The organism is Nitrosospira sp. Nsp11 (assembly GCF_900142705.1).
Taxonomy (GTDB): Bacteria; Pseudomonadota; Gammaproteobacteria; order Burkholderiales; family Nitrosomonadaceae; genus Nitrosospira.
In genome coordinates this window covers 233,569-253,613 of sequence record NZ_FRBV01000003.1, presented here as the reverse complement: position 1 = coordinate 253,613, position 20,045 = coordinate 233,569, and the positions used below count along the sequence as shown (strand labels likewise).

Here is a 20,045-nt window from a genome sequence, read left to right as displayed (position 1 = left end):
GCGTCGTCTTCCACATCAGTCCAGGCCTTGATAGGTCTGGATCCTTCCTCGCTATAAATATTCTTCATTGCAAGAGGGCCTCGATCACGTGAACGCGTTTTTACGACGGGGGTACGTTGTGGACAAAGGCGACTGTTTTTGGTTCGAGGCCTAATACTTCCCCAGAGCGTGATCTCTGCGAAATATTTACTGATTTAACCGGACACTACTGATAGAAGAGATACTTTCATGATAGTTTTGGAAGATAAAAAAGTAGGGAAACCGAAAGGTTTTCTGGCAGGCGTTATCCCCGAAAAACGACCGTTTTGAAGACAGAAATCAAACAGACGGGCAAACGCTTGGGCGGCGCATTGGAGTACACATACTCGGCGATGGGTGTACTTCAGTACAATTGTTTGCTGATTCATAAAAATGAAAAATAGAAGTTAGGCGAACAAGTCCGGGCTGTGCTCTGATCTTTTAAGGCTTTGTTTTATGAACTAATTACTCTATAGATCCACCTTCTTAGCTCTTTTGTATACAATCTTCAGCAAACTGCTGAGCTTTAGATTCTGGTTACAAACAAACCCAGTACCGATTTTTCGCCAATGTATTGAGAGATTAGGCCGTTTCTTGTGAACCCCGAATTGAATTTTACTTTGCTAAAGAAGAAGGTTTTGGGTATACGGGCGCAGGATTCCAATGTTTGGCTACGCGCTGACGAAACGTGTGCAATGGCAGATGCCCCATCAATTAAGCAAACACCAGTTTCCCTGCGCGCATGTGCGAACTCATGACAAAAGTCAGAAGTTTGACGCAAGTTGAAATCGGTTACAGAGAAATATGTCATTTAATGATATATGCTCAACGAGTTACTACGCGTTTAAACTCAAATCTCCGGACAGTAGTGAAAGAAGAGAAGCTTAAACGTAAACGAGGCAGACCCGCAACAGATAGGAATCGCGTAAAACATCTATAGCGGAATACAAAAGGCGAAGCAGGGAAAGATTGACTGAAGGCGAAGCAGGGAAAGATTGACTGAAGAAGGCCCTGTAGAGGTTCATCACTATCTAAGGCCGTTCAAGAAATGCGCTTTAATCGTTGTAATCGGAAAGAGTGAGGACAGCATGAGAGCTAAAAAACAAGGGGCCGCATATAGCGACCCCTTCATTTGGTGCATCTTTCAGCTTGTTAGCGTCCAGAGCGCAAATCCCAATCTACTGATGCGGCGTGAATTCTAGTGATGGAATACCATCTAGTCAAGAAAATTATGCTGAATCTCAGCAAGTCAAGGAGTAAATCATGTCACATAGGATGCGGTATCGGTTAGCGCTCGATTTAGGATCAACCTCGCTTGGTTGGGCGATGATACGGTTAAACGCAAACAACCGCCCCTGCGCGGTTATCAAGGTGGGTGCGCGTATTTTCTCGAATGGCCGTAATCCTAAAGATGACTCTTCTCTCGCTGTGACGCGACGCGACGCGCGTAGTATGCGCCGTCGCCGCGATAGACTGCTTAAACGCAAGGCGCGCATGATGCGCACGTTAGTGGAATATGGTTTTTTCCCCGCCGAAGAAGCGCAGCGCAAGGCAATGGAAACTATGAATCCTTTTGCCTTGCGTGCCAAAGGACTAGATTCAGCACTTACTCCAGCGGAATTCGGTCGCGCGCTATTTCACATCAATCAGCGTCGTGGATTCAAGAGCAACCGCAAAACGGATAAAAAAGATAGCGATAGCGGAGCGCTCAAAAGCGCCATCCATAAGCTGCGCACGATCCTCGATACTGAAAATTCTCGTACGGTAGGCGAATGGCTTCACGCACGCAACGTTACAGGGCAGCCCGTTCGCGCCCGTTTCCGCCAAAATAGAATCCTCAAAGACGACGGTAAAATTCGCATTGACAAGAGCTATGATCTTTATATTGACCGATCCATGATCGAGCATGAGTTTGACAGGCTATGGGCTAAACAAGCCGAATTGAATCCGGTATTGTTCACTGAAACAGCACGTGCTGACCTTAAAGACGTTTTGTTGCATCAGCGGCCGCTCAAGCCCGTCAAGCCAGGGCGGTGCACGTTTCTACCTGAGGAAGAACGCGCGCCGCTTGCCCTGCCCAGCACGCAGCGCTTTCGCATCTATCAGGAAGTCAACCATTTGCGCATCCTGAGAGATGGATTTAAGGAGGAGCAGCTCACATTGCAACAGCGTGACAATCTCATCGCAGAACTGGAAAAAAAAGGCAGGTGCAGTTTTATACAAATGAGGAAATTGCTCAGCATAGGCGGAGCAGTACAGTTCAACTTTGAAGACCCAAAACGCCAAGAACTTAAAGGTAATATCACCGGCGCCATTCTCAGCAAGAATGAATATTTCGGTTCAGCATGGTTTAACTTTGACGATACGAAGCAGGACGCCATCGTTCTTCGGCTGATAGCGGAAGAAAACGAAACCAAGCTAATGCGGTGGCTGCAAGAGGAAACAGGTGTTGATGAAAAGCGTGCAGAAGCCATCGCCAATGCAGCACTGCCCGAAGGATATGGCAGTCTGTGCACGAGGGCCCTGGCGCGCATCCTGCCGGAACTTCGCGGTGGCGTGGTGACATACGATAAAGCAGTACAAGCTGCCGGATTTGATCATCATAGCCATATCAGCCCTTCCGCCACAGGCGAAATCTGGCCTGAACTGCCTTACTATGGACAGCCTTTACAGCGTCATGTGGGCTTCGGCAGCAACGACCCCAGAGACAGCGATGAAAAGCGGTATGGCCGCATAGCTAATCCTACAGTGCATATCGGGCTGAACCAGGTGCGTCTGGTGGTAAATGCCCTCATCAAACGCTACGGCCATCCCAGCGAAGTCATTGTGGAACTGGCGCGTGACCTCAAGCAAAGCAAAGATCAGCGTGACGAGGAGAATAAGCGACAGGCAGACCATCAAAAACGTAACGCGAGGCTGCGTGCCGAAATTGCGACCATTCTGGATATCAGTGAAGAAAGAGTAAAAAGTGAAGATCTTCAAAAGATGATTCTTTGGGAAGAACTCAGTTTTGATCCCGCAGACCGCCGCTGCCCCTATTCGGGCACACAAATCAGTAAAAGCATGCTAATGAGCGACGAGGTAGAGGTTGAGCATATCTTGCCATTTTCGCAAACGCTGGACGATAGCCTGAATAATAAAACCGTTGCTCTTCGTAGAGCAAACCGCATCAAGGACGATCGCACGCCCTGGAATGCCTTTGGCGCGCAAAGCCAGGCGGGCTTCGATTACGAAGGCATCCTCGCAAGGGCTGAACAAATGCCCAAAGCCAAGCGCTATCGCTTTGGTGAAGATGGGTACCAGCGGTGGCTAAAAGACGACGCTGGCTTCTTGCCGCGTGCCCTTAACGACACACGCTACATGAGCAAGGTGGCGCGGGAATACTTGAGTCTGATTTGCCCAAATACACGCGTTATTCCGGGACGCATGACCGCTATGCTGCGTGGCAAATTCGGTCTAAATGATGTGCTCGGCTTGAATGGCGAAAAGAACCGAAATGATCACCGTCATCACGCGGTAGATGCCTGCGTGATTGGCGTAACTGATCAATATTTATTGCAGCAGTTCGCCAATGCCAGCGCCAGCGCGCGCAAGCAACACCTCAATCGTCTTGTTGAAAAAATGCCGCTGCCATGGGAAAACTATCGGGAGCATGTCAAACGCGCCATCGAGCATGTTTTAGTCAGCCACAAACCCGACCACAGTTTCGAGGGATCCATGTTCAAGGAAACAAGCTACGGTATCCGGCGGGACGGATCAATTGTTCAGAAAAAAAACGGCGAAGGCGAAAAAGGAAGAATGGTTGAATATATCGTCCCAATTACGGAGCCGGGACAGACTAACCGGCACGGACTAGATATCAACGGTAAAAGCCGTGCCTACAAAGGCTATGCGCCGGATGGCAATTACTGCATGGAAATTCTCAAGCAGGCAACTGGGGGATGGGTAATGGAGGTCATCCCGACATATAAAGCTTATTTATTGGCACGTGATCTTGGTTGGGGAAAGGAAGATTCCTTAGCGGTCCTAAAACGCATGCGTACTGTAAAACTGGCAACAGCCGATGGCACGCTCATTACAAAACTGATGCCTGGCGACACGATTCTTGCTCATTTCAAAGGCAAAAACAGATTGCTCCAAGTGGTTAAAATGAGTGTACAGGGCGGTACGACATTTACTGAACTGAATGAAGCAAATATCAGCGGTAGATATGAAGCCAGGCGAAAAGCTCGTTTGAAGCTGAAGAATGAGAAGACTGAAGTCATACTGACGGCTGAGGACGTGCTCGCGTTGGGAGATCAGTTTGTGCTTTCACAAATAGGTATTGAAGACTTGCGGCGAGGAAAAGCCCGGCGAGTAACCATTTCTCCCATCGGTGAGCTCCGTAATCCTGGTTTCAAGGATTAATAGGTGATCGGTCGAATTGTCGAGGTGGCCGATGACCGGAGACACTTATTCCTCTCTCGTGGTTTTCTTGTAATACGGGATACTGAAGGTGATCGCAAGGAGCTGGGGCAAGTGCCGCTGGATGACATCGCCGCCGTTATTGCCAATGCCCATGGTCTGAGTTATACAAACAACCTCTTAGTGGCATTGGCTGAGCGCGGCGTGCCTTTTGTGCTGTGCGCAGCGAATCACAATGTAGTAGGAATGCTGTGGACTATTGATGGCAACTACCAGCAAGCCAAGCGATTCGATGCGCAGGTCGCTGCTAGCCAGCCACTGATAAAACGTCTATGGGCAGAGATCGTCAAATCCAAGCTCCAGCAGCAGGCCGCTGCGCTCGAAGCTACTGGTGCTCCGGATATTCCACTTTCTTCCTTGATTAGGAGGGTGCGTTCCGGCGACCCGGACAATCTTGAAGCCCAAGGAGCACGACGTTACTGGGGATTGCTATTCGGTAACGACTTCCGCCGCGATCAGCAAGCGGGAGGACTCAACGCTATGCTCAACTATGGTTATACGATCTTGCGCGCTGCCACTGCACGCGCTGTGGTTGCCGCAGGACTTCACCCTACTTTAGGGCTGCACCACAGTAACGAAGGGAATGCCATGCGATTGGTGGATGACTTACTGGAGCCCTTCCGGCCTATGATTGACCTGAAAGTCTGGCAACTGCAAAAGCAGGGTGAAAACCTCGTCACGCCAGAGAGTAAGCGGGCATTAGTAAGAACTCTTTACGATGATATGCAAACCAGCGTGGGTGCTACCCCTGTAATGGTCTGTGCTCAAAAACTGGCTATCTCATTGGCGCAAATCTTTATGGGTGGAAAAGAGAAGCTCGATCTGCCATTGCCGGGCTTGCCTCTTACCCTGGCCGCAGCGCTATCAAATGACTGATATCTCATGCTTTCAGGATATCGCCTCATGTGGATTATGGTAATGTTTGATTTACCAGTGGTCGAAAAAACTGAGCGCAAGGCTGCGACCGAGTTTCGTAATGCCCTACTTGACATGGGTTTTGAGATGTCTCAATTTTCTGTTTATATGCGCTTTTGCAGCAGTCAAAGCCAGATAGATACCTACTGCACACAGGTAGAAAGGAATTTACCCGCTGGTGGAAAGGTGAATATCCTACAATTTACCGACAAACAGTATGAACGCATCATCGCTTTTCGCGGAAAAACCAAACAACTCTGCAAAAAAGCCCCGGATCAGTACGATCTTTTTTGATGAAAATCCCGCTTTCTTATTCTCATAAATGCGTTAACCCCCTGAACATCAGGGGGTTAACGCGCAGCTAGTTTAGCAGATTGGGATTTGCGCTCTGGCCGGAACGGACTAACGGGCAATAAAAAAGCCACCTCAAGTTTAGCAGATTGGGATTTGCGCTCTGGCCGGAACGTCTATCGCGCCCTTGTTATCATTCGCCGCAGTTTAGCAGATTGGGATTTGCGCTCTGGCCGGAACTAGTGTCGAGAAGTACCCCCCAAAGAAACCAGTTTAGCAGATTGGGATTTGCGCTCTGGCCGGAACTACCGTCAACCGTGCCACAGTGCGGACAAGAGTTTAGCAGATTGGGATTTGCGCTCTGGCCGGAACTCTACGTGCGAGGGAGCGCGGTGTCCAAGCAGTTTAGCAGATTGGGATTTGCGCTCTGGCCGGAACTTGATGAGCTGCTGTGCCGCAGCGAGGTCTAAGTTTAGCAGATTGGGATTTGCGCTCTGGCCGGAACTGTGGCGAAGTCCAGGGCATCCCATACCAAAGTTTAGCAGATTGGGATTTGCGCTCTGGCCGGAACCACTGAGTCTGATTTGTTTTCGGAATGCCTAGTTTAGCAGATTGGGATTTGCGCTCTGGCCGGAACAGACCCACCATATCTGCATTCGACGCGAGTAGTTTAGCAGATTGGGATTTGCGCTCTGGCCGGAACTCGTTGAAGTTCACCGTGAAGGCCCGCCCGAGTTTAGCAGATTGGGATTTGCGCTCTGGCCGGAACAGGCGGTACTGTCGCCTACTCAAATATGAAAGTTTAGCAGATTGGGATTTGCGCTCTGGCCGGAACCCCAGAGTGGCAATGTCGCGCATTGCCTCGCAGTTTAGCAGATTGGGATTTGCGCTCTGGCCGGAACGTGAATATCAACTGGGATAACGGCGCCAACAGTTTAGCAGATTGGGATTTGCGCTCTGGCCGGAACGCATTGCACGGTACGTCTCATCGTCCAGGCAGTTTAGCAGATTGGGATTTGCGCTCTGGCCGGAACTTCCACGGTTCGCCCAATAACTCTATACGTAGTTTAGCAGATTGGGATTTGCGCTCTGGCCGGAACTGGATAATTTAGCCATCTCGATCCTGTTACAGTTTAGCAGATTGGGATTTGCGCTCTGGCCGGAACCGGCGTGCGTATCCACTCCGGCAATACGGCAGTTTAGCAGATTGGGATTTGCGCTCTGGCCGGAACTATCCTGCTTTACGCGGGCGAATTCCTTGTAGTTTAGCAGATTGGGATTTGCGCTCTGGCCGGAACCCACGTAGGTGATGATCGTGGCATTGCTCGAGTTTAGCAGATTGGGATTTGCGCTCTGGCCGGAACCAACGCCTTCAGGAGTCGAAACGCTGTATTAGTTTAGCAGATTGGGATTTGCGCTCTGGCCGGAACGTACTCCGCGTACTCGAGCGCGAGTTTTACAGTTTAGCAGATTGGGATTTGCGCTCTGGCCGGACGTACGGTCTGCGGTAGTGCAGCAAAGGTCTTGAGCAGGCATTTGGGTATTTTGGTGGCGTTCCCGAGCATGTCTTGTTTGATAACGCTGGAACGATTGTCGTTGAGCAGGACGCCTATCGATGGAGAAGGCAGGTTCTTGTAAACTGCTTCTTCGATATCGAAGAAGCAGTATTTGACATAGCTAGATCAGAGTGTTTTGAGGTACTCCAGCAATGCCTTTTTCTCGTCAGCCGAAAGTGTAGTGCCAAATTCATGGCCACAGCGGCTGTTGCCGGAATTTCGATCACTGCAATCCGTAGTCTCCAGCGTATAGTCGAACTTGGTTTGCTCAATGGCAAGGCCTACATTATCTGTATCGTAAGCCGGACCGATCTTGAAGGAACTCACCCGTTCAGCCGCCGGTTTCAGCAGCTCCGCCAGCGTGGGAACTGATCCATTGTGAAGATAGGGAGCAGCCGCCCAGATCCCCTCAAGGACGCGCGATTCATACGCGTAGGACGGTGTGGCAGCCGGTAGGGGCGCAATGAACGCATCCCGAAGAGATTCTGTTTCCGGCGGAAAAGGAGACTGTGCGCCCTTCATCCGAGCTTCGTCTTCGGTTTTCATAAGGACGGGAACGTAGTGCTGAAGGATGGAGCCGAGGACGGCTGTGCTCAGAACATTGAAGGCAGTATCGACGGGCTTTAGCGGCTTGGCGAGAAGCGGAATTTTCGCGCCGTCAAGTACACCCGTCTTGACCGTCCGGCCGAGAACCTCGTACTCCCTGGAATCCGTACCGACATCCATTACGGGCGTGGCCCAGGTTTTTTGGTTGAGAAACTGGGTTTTCCCCGGTTTGATGCCGTGGCAATCGGCGCAGCCACCCTGTCCAGTATTGCGTGCAAAGATCTCCTTGCCTTTATCCGCAAGTTGCTGATCTACCTTCCATGCCCATTTGGGAGGGCCTATTTTTTTTACCAAATTTTCCAATGCGCCCAGCCCCTGAAATTCAGCTGAGTTTTTGTGCAGGTAGTCGATTCCGAGTAAATGCCCCGCATCTTTCTTTGGACGAAAAATCCCAAACACGCCATAAACTTCTCCAAGATTCCTGGCAAGGCCAAGAATATCATTGCCATTGCTGGCGAAACCAGGCCATTGGGTCTTGTCCTGGATTGCGGCATTCCAAAGGAACGGATAGCGTACCGGCGCGATGGCTGGCTGAATGTTTTCGGGAATAATACGGGTAGGCGAAGAACCGATATCGAGGCCGGCGAGCCGGTTGAAGATCATCGATACCGCGTCGAGTCGCGCGGGCCCCCAAGGCTGTGCAGGAAGTGAACGCTCAATCAACGTGTGATAGGGCAAATACCAGGCCTTCACTGATTCCCGCAACATCTCCTTGTTCTTTGCAGTCGCCGACTGACCCAGTACAGCGTGCGCGAAATCCGTGAACGCCTGTTTGTTTGTCAGGATGGCGCCTACGGCAACATCGAGGTCAGCTAGAAAACGCTGGAAATCGACAATTCCCGGCCCACCGTCGATCAGATACGCGGTGCCGTTAACCTCAATTTGACGGGTATGGCAGGCGGAACAATTCATGCCGATTTCCTGTTCCTCGCTTCCGCTTGCAACGGTAAATCCGATAGGTAGTCCTGCGGGCTTGCTGGTTTTATTGGGCAGGAAGCCGTATCGGCTCAGGCTATCAGCCATGAATTGCTGGCCGTCTGGTTGCTTCAATGCGGAGATCCAGCGTAGCGGCATGATACGCGACCCCTGGTCACGACTATAGAAATCCTTTCGGTCCGAGGCCGTCCATTTCGTGCCCTGGTCCATGAGCACGGGTTCGGCGGCAGATGAAGCCGGGGACGCGAGCACGGCCAAGGCGGATAGAATGCTGCCGATACAGGATAGAACTTTTATTTTCAAGATTTATCTCCCTCTGGATTAATGAATCGGGCATCTCACGGATCCGTCGCGTTCCTGCTGCCCGCTCCTGCTGCCTCGGTTGCATGAAAGTTTTGAGTGTCAACGTGACTACACCAACACTTACATCCTTATGAGCAAGGGTCACAAGTTATCGACGAATTTCGGAAACCTCCCGGTTGAATGGATCAAGCTGACTTGGATGCCGGGTCACCCCGGAATGCCAATCCAGTTGATGCCTGGCGGTACAATTGCGCAGTGCGCTCTTATTAATTATTGATTTTCGACTCCCTCGCCACGAGGGCGTAGGGGCTTGTCACCGCCTCCTTAACGGAGGGAAACTGGAAAATACTGTCGCCGGTGGAAAGTCTGAGGGTCCAGCCGCATGTGCTGCCCTGGCTGATCTGGAGATCAGAATTCAAAAAGATTGAAAGAAGTATGGAACAGGTGAAACAGGGGTAATCAGCAAAGAAGAAAGGCTTTTTTCTCGCTATTCGAGCCTTAGATAATCACTTCTGTATGGGTTAAGTTGTTACAAGGCAGCCCGATCCACGCTCTATCACAAAATGTGTATCGGCCTCTTGCTTCCGGCGATACGTCATATTTAGAGTTAAACCTCTCCGCCGCTCCCACCTGTAATTTCTTACAGCTGTTTTTATCTGCAATTCTCGTGCCTAATAAATAACTGCCGCCTAAAGAAGGTTGTCGGCCACGTATTCTCAATTTATCGATGGCTGGGCTGCCGACACTTCGGCACTTCGTCTGGCTCAGGGAAACTCACCAATGCGCGTATGTTTTATTTCTCATTCCGCTGGGCGGTACGGTGCGGAATTGGCTTTGCTCGAGTTGCTGCAGGGGCTGCTTCGCTCGGGTGTCGAGGCCCTGGTATTGGTTCCCAAGAAGGGTCCGCTTCTGGACGAGCTTGACCGCCTAAACATTAAATGGCGAATCATCGGTTATCCAGTCTGGATGTCTCGCCCAAGGGCGCTTCCATATCGTGTAATGCGCCTCCTGAAAACAGCGCTCATGAGTATCCGCGTGGCCCAGGTAATTAAAAATTGGAATGCGGACGTTGTCTATACCAATACGGTGGTAACCGGGGTCGGCGCGTTCGCCGCGCGGCTTCTACGCCTGCCGCACATCTGGCATTCGCATGAGTCCTTGCGCCATAATCCCAGCCAGAGATTCGATCTGGGCGAACCCGCTGTCTCGTATCTCATGGATCGTTTGTCCAATGCGATTATTGTCACTTCCCGGTCTGTTGGGGATGATTACAAACATCTCCGTAATGCGGACAAGATCCGCGTAATTTACCAGTCGGTTACCCCACGCCCCAATGTTGGGAATTCAACCAGCCTGGTCAAGGATCGAATATTTTTCCAGTGCGTCATTATCGGCTCCCTGCATCGATGGAAAGGCCAGCACCAGGCAATCTCTGCGCTTGCGGAACTGGTCGGAAAGAACATCAATGTTCATTTGTTGCTGGTGGGGGACGATGGAAAACGCTACCGCGCGGAACTGGTGCGGCTGGCAATGACCCTCGATGTCACCCGACGGATAAAATTTCACGGCTATGCCGAAGATCCGATGCCCCTCATACGTAACGCCGATGTCGTGCTTGTGTGTTCCCGATGGGAGGCCTTTGGCCGGGTGGCGGTGGAAGCGATGCTTGCGGGAAAGCCCGTCATAGGAAGCGCCAGGGGGGCAACAGCGGAGATCATTCAGCACGGCAAGACGGGTCTTCTCTATGAATGGGAAAATGTAAAAGAGCTGGCTGAACGAATACGGTTCCTGCACGACAACCCGAAGGAGAGCCTCAGCATCGGGCATGCTGCCCAACAATGGGCAGCGAACAGGTTTACGCAGGAGCGATATGCACGGGAGGTTCTTGAGATACTGTCAGAGGTGACTTCAAACCGCTCCGGCCCCAAAGTCACGCGTTTGCCGCAGAATAAAATTCTGGATGCCGTAGCGGAGGCAAAAATCCAGTCAGGCACATCCGGCCGGGAATGATCTCAAACAGGGGAAACAGTCGGGTGGGATTATTTCTACCTTATTTCTAACCTCGACCTTCTACCCTGAGCCTTCTACGTTGAACCGCTTGAAAATGAATATTTAATTGACGAAATATGTTTTTTCACCAGCGCCCGGTATGGTTTGGGCAATAAACGCTTATAGCGTTTGGCCATTGTGTCTGTCACCCATGCCCAGGCGCGGTAGCGCAACGTTAAATACAAGAAGTTCTCTGGAAGATGCCGCCAAACCTGATAACGGTTCAAGATCAAATCGCCCAGGCCTATTCTTAACGGATGCGATAGCAGGATCTGTTCAGGGTGGCCGGCGTTAACAGGATAAGGGGACGTGAGGATTTTCCGCGTGGAAAAATACCGGTTAATCACTTTGGCTGGATCATCGCCAAAGTAGCGCGGGTGACTGACCCACAGGTTCGGCCTCATATCAGCCTCGAAAAAATATAGCTTTTGATCCAGATCGGACCGGATGGAACTGATATTTATGAAACCATCGGCACCCAATGCCCTCCCCAGTAACCCGAGATCCTCAAAAACCTTTTCGTCCAATTGAGAAAGTTGTACATATCGCCTCACTGAGGTGGGTCCGAATTTGTATTTGTATTTTTCCGGTGTCGAGCAGGCAAAATGAATAAGCTTGCCATTTTGGTAAAAAGCCTCCATGGACACTTCCGCGCCTTTTATCTTCTTTTGCACCAAAACGGGATAGGTCTTTATGTTGGTTATCAAATTATCAAATCCGTCATCGCCTGAACTTTCAAATATTCCCTTGCCACCCGAGGATGAATCGAGTTTGATAATGACGGGATGACCCAATTCCCTTACCGCATTTTTCAGTTCATGTTCGTCATTGGCGATCCGGAAATCAGGCGTTAGAACCCCACTTCTTTTAAAAGCTTGGGATAAGCCAATTTTAGAAAAAATATGTGCAAAGTGCTTCTCCGACAAAACCGGAAGCAACGCTAATTTTTCTTCCGTGGACAGATCGGAATTCAATATTTTTCCTAATGTGGGATCGTCTCCGATAACAACTAACGTGTATTCTTTTTTTATCTTTTCCGAGGCGATTTTCACGAGTAGATCATTTTTTTCAGCAAGGAAATAATCTCGTATTGATCTGTTTTTTTTAAAAAAAGCATTGGTCGAAATCACATCCACGGTAAACCCGGCCCGTGTTAATAAACCCAGTACCGTCATCATCAGTTCTGGCCAGTATCCGCCAATTAAAAGCACTTCAAGCTTATGCATTCTTTTACTACCTGTGTAAGGGGGGCCGGGGGCTGGATCAAGCCTTCGGTATCAACGGGGTCCAAAAGCCAAGTGGGGACATCAAGGCTAGTCGCGGATTCTAATCCTTCGTTTGACCCTAACAAGCTGTATGTTCCTACAGCTATTTTTTCCAGTCCTCTTCCTTAAGTAAAAAATGCGCTTGCACTTGGTCTTTAAGAAAAACTCGCCATTTCACAATCCCGGATAAGAGATGGCAGTAACATAAGGAAGCGAAGGCGCTTGCGGCGATCGGGATTAAAGAGATTGATATTTGAATTTCAATCGCTATCATGAACTAGCGACGCAAGCAGCTTGTCGGACTTAAAGAATCGCAGCGAAAAAGTGACTGGGTGAGGGCAGATTTTGAGGATTTTGAAGGCCAATAGTTATTCTATTGGCCGAAAAAGCGGCGAAATATGAACCGGCCAGACGCTTTTGCAGCCGATTTCCTTTAAGTCCGACAGGTTGCTAGATAAGGAGATAATGATGCGCGAATACAAGATCACATTTCATCCGATCGACCCATCCGAGGCCCCGGCCGGTCCAATCACTGTTATGGCACAATGGCTGGATGAAGCAATCGACCTGGCGGTGGAGAGACTGAAGGTTGACTATCCGGACCGGTCACACGATCTTAACGATTACAAACCTCTTCCACACGCGACATGGCGCGAGCTTCTCGAATAGCATGATCGGTGGGAAATCTGTAATTGGTTCTATGAGTCGACCGAGCGGCAATACGACCGCAGGAAGAATTAGCGTGGGGTCCAGTGAAGCGAAACGCCATGAACGGGAATACGACCGGGACCGCCAGCAGGACCATGAACCGGGCTATTAAATTTTGAAAGGAGAAGTATGAAAGCTGTCGTAACAGTTTTGCTGGTGGCCTCTTTGTTTGCGGGTTGTGCTAGCGCACCCGAGTATGAGCAGACTTCAAAGAAATTAAATGATGGGACGCACTATTTCATCAAGACTAATTATAAACCTTGTCAAATAAGTCGGGATTGGGCGATCAGAACATTGACGAACCGGGCTAATAAGATTTGTAAATCAGAATACATACTCATTAATGAGCAAACGCCGGTGATTTTGCAACCGATCGAAGCGGAATCTGCAACCAGGGAGCTTTTATGGGAAATAAAATGTAAGGATGCTACCTGATACTTAACTTGTCGCGCTTTGGCAATTGAACTATCGCGATTTAACTATCGGGTTTCAGCGTTGGCACTCATGGTTAGCCGGATGTCGTGGTGCGAATATAAAAAAGTCCGACAGCGGTGTAGCAGAGTAATGAAGGCCTGCAGGTGCAGCTGAAGCGCAGCCAATCTGGAAGGCTTTAGCTTCCCGTAATCGTTATTTTTCCTATCCGGAGACTCAATGGAAAAGCAGCTTACTCCCGAAAATATTTTGCAGACCGGCATGGCCTTCTGGCCAGCGAAAACTTTGCTATGTGCTGTGGAGATAGGGGTTTTTACGGAACTGGCGCAAGGCTCGGCGAGCCTTGCTTCACTTCAAGAACGGCTGGGCCTGCATCCCCGCGCGTCGCGTGATTTTCTTGATACCCTCGTAGCACTTGGCTTCTTGAAACGGGAGGGCGACCGTTATAGCAATACGCCGGAAACGGACCTGTATCTCGACCGGAAGAAACTCTCATACATTGGCGGCATCCTTGAGATGGCAAACCGACGCCTCTACCCGATCTGGAACAACTTGACTGAAGCGCTTCGTACCGGTCAACCGCAAAACGAATGCAAGAATAACGAAGCGGATCTTTTCGAGACTCTTTATGCCGATGCTGCAGGCTTGAGCGAGTTTCTTAGGGCCATGACCGGCATCAGCCATGCGTCCAATACGGTTATCGCGAGCTCTTTCCCATGGCAAAGGTACCAGACCTTCGTCGATATCGGTACCGCACAGGGGGACCTCGCTGTGCAGATCGCGCTTGTGAACCCTCACTTGCGCGGCCTGGGATTCGACCGTGCGGAAGTTGAACCGGTCTTTCAGCAGTATGCCGTGGCGACTGGTGTCGCGGACCGGGTCGTGTTCTTATCTGGCGATTTTTTTAAGGATGACCTGCCCAAGGCAGACGTCGTGCTGATGGGGCATATCCTGCATGACTGGGACCTGCCCACAAAAAAAATGCTCATCCGCAAGGCGTATGCTGCGCTTCCCGCAGGCGGTGCGCTCATCGTTTATGATTCCATCATCGACGATGACCGTTCAAAGAATGCATTTGGATTAATGATGAGCCTGAACATGCTGTTGGAGACGCCGGGAGGCTTCGATTACACAGGCGCCGATTGCAAAGGATGGATGGAGGAAGCCGGCTTTTCCGCCACGCGTGTAGAACCGTTGACCGGAGCGGACTCGATGGTGGTCGGGATCAAATAAACCGTTGCCTCCGGCCGCAGCCAATATCGGGCAGCCCATCCGGGGGGCGCAGTGGCGAGCAGCTCAGCGGCTTTTATGCACACGGGCTTTTGGCGGAACCAGCGCGCCATGATTGGCCCGCAGTCCACGGAAAAACTCTTCGATATAAGGTATGAGCTCGAACGTAAGGATGACCGCCATAATGGAAATCACATAGGTTGCCGGCAATGGCTCCTCCTTCCAGTTGAGGTCGAAGCGAGCCGTTTCGGAGCCAAAGCCGAAGAGCGCCTGGAACTGACCCCAATGAAGCGAGACAATAAACAGGATCGCCATTAGCGGGATCATCTCCAGGAAACTGTGGATATGCTGTTCGATAGGCGTCACATTCCGCGCCGTGACCGCATAACTGACGTCCCAAAGTGCGGTGGCCTCATGGACGAAGAAAGCGGCAATCATGAGGGCGATGATGCCGGCGTTTATCTGCAGGAAGATCGCGGCAAGCAATGGCACGCCGATCTCGGCAAACATGAGGAGGTGGAGCATCGATTCCTTGGCGCCGGTCGTCGTCTCGATATGCGAGGCGCGATGGCACAGCCAGTCGGCGCAACCTGCGAGCAACCAGACGGGCAGGATGAAGTACATCAGTATCAGAACCGAAGGATCGTTCAGCATGATGCTCTTCCTCACTTTGATCGAGCGCTGGGACATGCGCCTGCAATTCTGTTTAATCACCCCGCCAGGTCTGATCCCTTATCCATACGCCGGGACTCGCTCTGGCACTGGCAGGTGTTGGCAGGCGTGATTGTTGCGTTTGACAATAGCTCCTTCAGCTCGGTTCAGAGAGCCGATAGGCGAAAATAATCCCGCGAAGCCAAAGCGGCACCGGAAAGAAAGGCATTTACAGGGCAGATACTCGATAAGCCATCGTCATCCGGCCACAAAATTACCTGCTCATGACTCCGCTCCGTCCACGTCCATGGCTTCCACATTCCGTTTCAGAGCAATTCCACATGGTTCTTCAAAAAGGTTCGCTTCTGGCTATCCGGAAAAATGATTGTAACCATCTCATCTGTGCTACTGAGGATCTGACCTTTTCCCACTTTTGGAACCTTGACCATCGCGCCCGCAGGGAACGAGGGCGTTGACGCAGGCTTCGCTACCGCGCTTGCCTCCTGGTCGGAAGTGGGAAGCGGTAACAACGCTTTTTCCGGCGGATTCATGCAATTATCGCAATGTCCGCAATGGTCCCATTCCGCTTCCTCATTGAAATATTCCAGCAGAACCTTCCATCGGCAAAATCCGCTTTGTGCATAGAAAACCATGCGTTCCAGTGCCTGCCGGTCATGGTCGCCTTTCCTGCCCGCAGCCTCGGCAAGCTGAACCAGGTCTTCGGTTTTGGCATCTTTTTTCTCCAGGTGATAGCCCAGTTGCTTGTCCCGCCTGACTATGCCGCCCTCTTCCAGGAGCTGTAGTATCACCTGGAGCCTCCGAACCGAGGGATGGCCGGTTTGCTCACGCAACTGCTCGAACTCAACCGTTTCTTGCTCCACCAGGAGCTTTTGTATTGCTTTATATATCTGGTGCAATTCCTCTCGTCCAGGATGATGGCGTGCCAGAAAAAACTGCTGTATCCGCTTGCCCTGGACGTCATAAAGCAGCGTGATGCCGCCGTTTTTCCATCGCGTCCGGCGCGGCCGGACTCCTGATAATATGCTTCCAGATTCCCGGGCATCTGGAAGTGCACCACAAACCGGATATCAGGCTTGTCAATTCCCATGCCGAATGCGCTGGTCGCCACCATGATCCTGCTTCGGCCTTCCATGAATTCTTCCTGGTTTTCGCTGCGTTTTTTTCTTGAAAGGCGCCCGTGGTAGAGTGCAACGCTGGCGCCCGTCGCCTGAAGCGCGGCCATCACTTCCTCTGCCGCTTTTACGGTGGCGGTATAAATGATTCCGCTTTCCTCGCTCTCCTGGATCAGGTTTTGCAACTTCTTCAGTTTTTCTTCTACGCTCGTGGCATGTATCACCCGATATTGCAGGTTTGGCCGATAAATGCCTGTGTTGACAATATGCATGGGGCTGCGCCCAAGCTGCTGCGCAATATCGTCGATCACCTCGGGTGTAGCCGTGGCGGTCAGGGCAAGCACAGGCGGGTTGCCCAGTGCCTTGATCACATCTCCCAACCCGAGATAAGCCGGACGGAAGTCATGGCCCCATTGCGAAATACAATGGGCTTCGTCCACAACAAAGAGGTTTATGGCGATGTGTTGCAGGTTGGCGATAAAATCCGGATTGGACAGGCGTTCGGGTGTGACGAATACGACTTCACTCTGCGACCTGCGAATGTTTTGCAGCGTCTCCGACTCTTCATGTGCATTAAGCGTGCTGTTGACCTGTGCCGCGTCGACCCCGACCTCTTCAAGTTTCTCGGCCTGATCTTTCATCAGCGAAATCAAGGGAGACACGACAATGGCGGTGCCTGGCAAGTTTAAGGCGGGGAGTTGGTAGCAAAGGGATTTACCGCTGCCAGTAGGCATTACCGCAAGCGTATCTCGCCCATTCAGTACACTCTGAATGACTTCCTTCTGACCGGGTCTCAGGTGATGCAGCCCGAATACTTCGTGAAGACTCTCCTCCAGGCTGCTCTGGTCCGGTAGCGAATCATCCATGCCGGAAACTTCGGTTTCCATCGCCTCGTTTGCCTTCATGATTACTAAAAGATACTCTATCTGAAAATTATTTGTGCATTTTCATTTACCACGGCGCGGCCAGCCGTTTTATATTGGCGCAATCCGGATGTTCGCTTCCATAAAAAGGGCAAATGTTTTGACCGACTACCTGAAGCCTATAGTCGCACAAGCATAAAAGCGCTGATGCATATCCTGTAAAGCTCTTGTGTTGGCGCCAATACGGCGTGCTTCATTTTTCCGACAAAATTTTTACGCTGCTTATGCGCTTGAGAATGCACGCATACCCATCAATGAGGTCCATCCTTACATGAAACGCTATACCATAGAGCAGTTCATGGCGACTATTTCTATAGCCGGCGCCTCGTTCAGCGCTGACGAGAAGCGTATTCTTTTCAGCAGCAATGCATCAGGTATTTTCAACGTCTACACGCTGCCGGTAGAGGGGGGCAAGCGAGAGCCTCTGACCCGGTCCGCATCGGACAGTACATTTTCCGTCAGCTTTTTTCCCCACGATGACCGGGTGCTTTTTACCAGGGACCAAGGCGGCGATGAAAATTATCATCTTTTTCTGCTTGCTCCGGATGGGTCGGAAAAAGATCTGACGCCGGGACACGGGCTCAAGGCGCAATTCATGGGGTGGAGGCCGGATGGAAGCGCGTTTTTTGTTTCCAGCAATGAGCGTGATCCCAGGTTTTTCGATCTGTATCGCTATGATGCCGCGACTTATGCTCGCGTTTTAATATACAGGAATGAGGAAGGATTCGACCTTGGCCCCATCAGCCGCGATGAGCGATGGATTGCACTGAACAGGGCCAATACCACTTCCGATAGCGATATTTACCTGTTTGATGCCGCCCGGCAACAGGTAAAACACCTGACCCCGCATGAGGGCGCCATTAGCTTGCAAGCCGAGACTTTTGACCCGGCCTCGCAAAAACTGTTTTTTCTCACCAATGAGGGAAGCGAGTTCAAGCGTTTGTGCACCTATGACTTGACCACCGGCGTGGTCAGAGATCATGAAAGCGCCGATTGGAATGTGATCAGCACCTATTTCTCCCGGAATGGACGGTTTCGGGTTACCGCCATCAATCAGGACGGCAGTGTGGTGGTTCGGATTGTGGAGATTATGGCGGGTGAGGGCACAGAAGAGGAAGAGAAACCCTTGGCTCTCCCGGCACTGCCTGAGGGAGAAATCCGGGGCGTCGTTTTTTCGCAGAGTGGCGCACGGATGGCGTTCTATGTGAATGGAGACCGCTCTCCCGATAACCTGTTCGTCCACGATTTCAATACGGGGCAGTTGCAACAGCTCACCCAGAGCTTGAGCAAGGAAATCGACCCCTTGGACTTGGTGGAGGCGCAGGTGGTCCGTTTCAGGTCTTTCGATGGAATGATAATACCTTCAATTTATTACAAGCCGCACGAAGCCTCTGCGGCAAACAAAGTGCCCGCCATTATTTATGTCCATGGCGGCCCCGGCGGGCAGACGATGCGCGGATATAACGCGCAGATCCAGTATCTCGCAAACCACGGCTATGCGGTGCTGGGGATCAACAACCGTGGCAGTTCGGGATATGGCAAAACTTTTTTTACCGCCGCTAATCGCAAGCACGGGCGCGAGCCCCTGTGGGATTGTATAGAGGCCAAGACCTTTCTAGCCAGCCTCGGCTACATCGACCATGAACGCATCGGCATCATGGGTGCGAGCTATGGCGGTTATATGACGCTTTCAGCGTTGGCGTTTCGTCCCGAGGCTTTTAAAGTGGGCGTTGATATTTTTGGAGTGAGCAACTGGCTGCGAACGCTGGCGAGCATACCTCTCTACTGGGAATCGGTCCGTAAAGCAATTTATGATGAGATTGGTGATCCTGTGAATGACATCGATATCCTCGTTGCAACCTCGCCGCTTTTTCACGCCAAGGAAATAAGAAAGCCTTTAATGGTTATCCAGGGCGCCAACGATCCTCGCGTGGTCAAAGCGGAGAGCGATGAGATCGTGGAAGCTGTCAAAAAAAATAATGTCCCGGTGGAATATATCGTTTTTCCGGATGAAGGCCACAGCTTCACCAAGAAGAAGAATCAGATCGAGGCCAACCGCCGGATACTGGAATTTTTGGATAAGTATCTGAAAGGTAATGATATCGTGAAAGACGGAAAATAGACGATATAACCCCCGACTCTGCGTTTTGTATACTGCCGAGCAAACGGCAAGAGCCGATCAGTTCAAGTGCAAGCCCCGTCCTTGGAGTCAATGTCCAGTTCAAGATTATTCCGTTAGCCGTTCAGCCTGAGATTTTTCGGCCCAGGCAACGCGAGTATTTTCGCACCGGCGAAATTGGTCAATTCACCTTTGAGTTTGGTCAGGGGTACAAGCGATCTCAGGCGAAATCTCCTTTGCCAAGACTTCGATAAGCCGGTTTTTACCAGCGGTGCGATAAATAGCTGGCGGCTAGCGACGCCACCATCGCCATGTTCAGGTTAAGTACAGCGGCCAAGCATATAACCGATCCGTTGCGGGCTGTTGTCACGTCACGGTTGGGATGCCACCCGAGAAATCAGCCGTAGTTGCTTCCGTCCGCGCAAATCTGCACAAGATTCGAATTA

General features: G+C 51.0%; 13 protein-coding genes, 1 pseudogene and 1 CRISPR repeat array. Of the genes and pseudogenes, 9 read left to right on the top strand and 5 right to left on the bottom strand.

Annotation, left to right across the window (positions count from 1 at the left end; translation table 11 throughout):
• Positions 1-1,281: 1,281 nt before the first annotated feature.
• The 4 genes and pseudogenes from cas9 to BUA28_RS16400 form a co-directional block, all read left to right on the top strand.
• Positions 1,282-4,425 carry a type II CRISPR RNA-guided endonuclease Cas9 gene (cas9, locus tag BUA28_RS06420; RefSeq protein ID WP_072767283.1) on the top strand — a complete coding sequence of 1,048 codons (3,144 nt, stop codon included), beginning with the start codon at positions 1,282-1,284 and terminating at the stop codon, positions 4,423-4,425.
• Positions 4,426-4,428: 3 nt separating this feature from the next.
• Positions 4,429-5,358 carry a type II CRISPR-associated endonuclease Cas1 gene (gene cas1, locus BUA28_RS06415; RefSeq protein ID WP_072767282.1) on the top strand — a complete coding sequence of 310 codons (930 nt, stop codon included), beginning with the start codon at positions 4,429-4,431 and terminating at the stop codon, positions 5,356-5,358.
• A gap of 6 nt (positions 5,359-5,364) precedes the next feature.
• Positions 5,365-5,691 (top strand): CRISPR-associated endonuclease Cas2, encoded by a 327-nt coding sequence (gene cas2 / locus BUA28_RS06410; protein WP_178297923.1) that lies wholly within the window; start codon positions 5,365-5,367, stop codon positions 5,689-5,691.
• A 69-nt stretch (positions 5,692-5,760) separates the two neighbouring features.
• Positions 5,761-7,184: a CRISPR direct-repeat array (repeat unit 36 nt; unit sequence AGTTTAGCAGATTGGGATTTGCGCTCTGGCCGGAAC).
• A gap of 24 nt (positions 7,185-7,208) precedes the next feature.
• Positions 7,209-7,322, top strand: a pseudogene (locus BUA28_RS16400) (IS21 family transposase); the annotation flags it as partial.
• Between the two features lie 48 nt (positions 7,323-7,370).
• On the opposite strand, the gene BUA28_RS06405 reads toward BUA28_RS16400, so the two are convergent.
• Positions 7,371-9,089, bottom strand: coding sequence for a di-heme-cytochrome C peroxidase (locus tag BUA28_RS06405; protein WP_218587238.1), 1,719 nt, complete (start codon positions 9,087-9,089; stop codon positions 7,371-7,373).
• 780 nt (positions 9,090-9,869) lie between these two features.
• Here BUA28_RS06405 and BUA28_RS06400 point away from each other — a divergent pair.
• On the top strand, positions 9,870-11,099 hold the full coding sequence (locus tag BUA28_RS06400; protein ID WP_072767279.1) for a glycosyltransferase family 4 protein: 1,230 nt from the start codon (positions 9,870-9,872) through the stop codon (positions 11,097-11,099).
• A 74-nt stretch (positions 11,100-11,173) separates the two neighbouring features.
• Here the strand turns inward: BUA28_RS06400 and BUA28_RS06395 are convergent, their stop codons facing one another.
• Positions 11,174-12,364: an ATP-grasp domain-containing protein gene (locus tag BUA28_RS06395; protein ID WP_072767278.1), complete on the bottom strand. Its 1,191-nt coding sequence runs from the start codon at positions 12,362-12,364 to the stop codon at positions 11,174-11,176.
• 504 nt (positions 12,365-12,868) lie between these two features.
• Here BUA28_RS06395 and BUA28_RS06390 point away from each other — a divergent pair.
• The 3 genes from BUA28_RS06390 to BUA28_RS06380 all read left to right on the top strand — a co-directional run bounded on the left by BUA28_RS06390 (position 12,869) and on the right by BUA28_RS06380 (position 14,776).
• On the top strand, positions 12,869-13,072 hold the full coding sequence (locus tag BUA28_RS06390) for a hypothetical protein (RefSeq protein ID WP_143148449.1): 204 nt from the start codon (positions 12,869-12,871) through the stop codon (positions 13,070-13,072).
• A 168-nt stretch (positions 13,073-13,240) separates the two neighbouring features.
• The gene (locus tag BUA28_RS06385) at positions 13,241-13,546 is read left to right on the top strand and encodes a hypothetical protein (protein ID WP_072767276.1); all 306 of its coding nucleotides are present in this window, start codon (positions 13,241-13,243) and stop codon (positions 13,544-13,546) included.
• 216 nt (positions 13,547-13,762) lie between these two features.
• Positions 13,763-14,776 (top strand): methyltransferase, encoded by a 1,014-nt coding sequence (locus tag BUA28_RS06380; RefSeq protein ID WP_178297921.1) that lies wholly within the window; start codon positions 13,763-13,765, stop codon positions 14,774-14,776.
• Between the two features lie 63 nt (positions 14,777-14,839).
• On the opposite strand, the gene BUA28_RS06375 is transcribed toward BUA28_RS06380, so the two are convergent.
• The 3 genes from BUA28_RS06375 to BUA28_RS06370 form a co-directional block, all read right to left on the bottom strand.
• A complete protein-coding gene (locus BUA28_RS06375; RefSeq protein ID WP_072767275.1) occupies positions 14,840-15,427 on the bottom strand; it encodes a diguanylate cyclase in 588 nt (195 codons plus the stop codon).
• A 323-nt stretch (positions 15,428-15,750) separates the two neighbouring features.
• Entirely contained in the window at positions 15,751-16,233 is a 483-nt protein-coding gene (locus BUA28_RS16065; protein ID WP_218587237.1) for a RecQ family zinc-binding domain-containing protein, read from the bottom strand.
• On the bottom strand, positions 16,230-17,444 hold the full coding sequence (locus BUA28_RS06370; protein ID WP_218587236.1) for a RecQ family ATP-dependent DNA helicase: 1,215 nt from the start codon (positions 17,442-17,444) through the stop codon (positions 16,230-16,232). Before BUA28_RS06370 ends, BUA28_RS16065 begins: the two co-directional genes overlap by 4 nt.
• A gap of 307 nt (positions 17,445-17,751) precedes the next feature.
• On the opposite strand from BUA28_RS06370, the gene BUA28_RS06365 reads away from it, so the two are divergent.
• Positions 17,752-19,602 carry a S9 family peptidase gene (locus BUA28_RS06365; RefSeq protein WP_072767321.1) on the top strand — a complete coding sequence of 617 codons (1,851 nt, stop codon included), beginning with the start codon at positions 17,752-17,754 and terminating at the stop codon, positions 19,600-19,602.
• The last annotated feature ends 443 nt before the right edge of the window (positions 19,603-20,045 follow it).

Bases quoted from the DNA above. Each gene is read 5' to 3' on its own strand.
- BUA28_RS06375 (WP_072767275.1), bottom strand. From the start codon at position 15,427: ATGCTGAACGATCCTTCGGTTCTGATACTGATGTACTTCATCCTGCCC.
- BUA28_RS06365 (WP_072767321.1), top strand. From the start codon at position 17,752: ATGAAACGCTATACCATAGAGCAGTTCATGGCGACTATTTCTATAGCC.
- BUA28_RS06400 (WP_072767279.1), top strand. From the start codon at position 9,870: ATGCGCGTATGTTTTATTTCTCATTCCGCTGGGCGGTACGGTGCGGAA.
- BUA28_RS06390 (WP_143148449.1), top strand. From the start codon at position 12,869: ATGATGCGCGAATACAAGATCACATTTCATCCGATCGACCCATCCGAG.
- BUA28_RS06395 (WP_072767278.1), bottom strand. From the start codon at position 12,364: ATGCATAAGCTTGAAGTGCTTTTAATTGGCGGATACTGGCCAGAACTG.
- BUA28_RS06370 (WP_218587236.1), bottom strand. From the start codon at position 17,444: ATGGAAACCGAAGTTTCCGGCATGGATGATTCGCTACCGGACCAGAGC.
- BUA28_RS06385 (WP_072767276.1), top strand. From the start codon at position 13,241: ATGAAAGCTGTCGTAACAGTTTTGCTGGTGGCCTCTTTGTTTGCGGGT.
- cas9 (WP_072767283.1), top strand. From the start codon at position 1,282: ATGTCACATAGGATGCGGTATCGGTTAGCGCTCGATTTAGGATCAACC.
- BUA28_RS06380 (WP_178297921.1), top strand. From the start codon at position 13,763: ATGGAAAAGCAGCTTACTCCCGAAAATATTTTGCAGACCGGCATGGCC.
- cas2 (WP_178297923.1), top strand. From the start codon at position 5,365: ATGCTTTCAGGATATCGCCTCATGTGGATTATGGTAATGTTTGATTTA.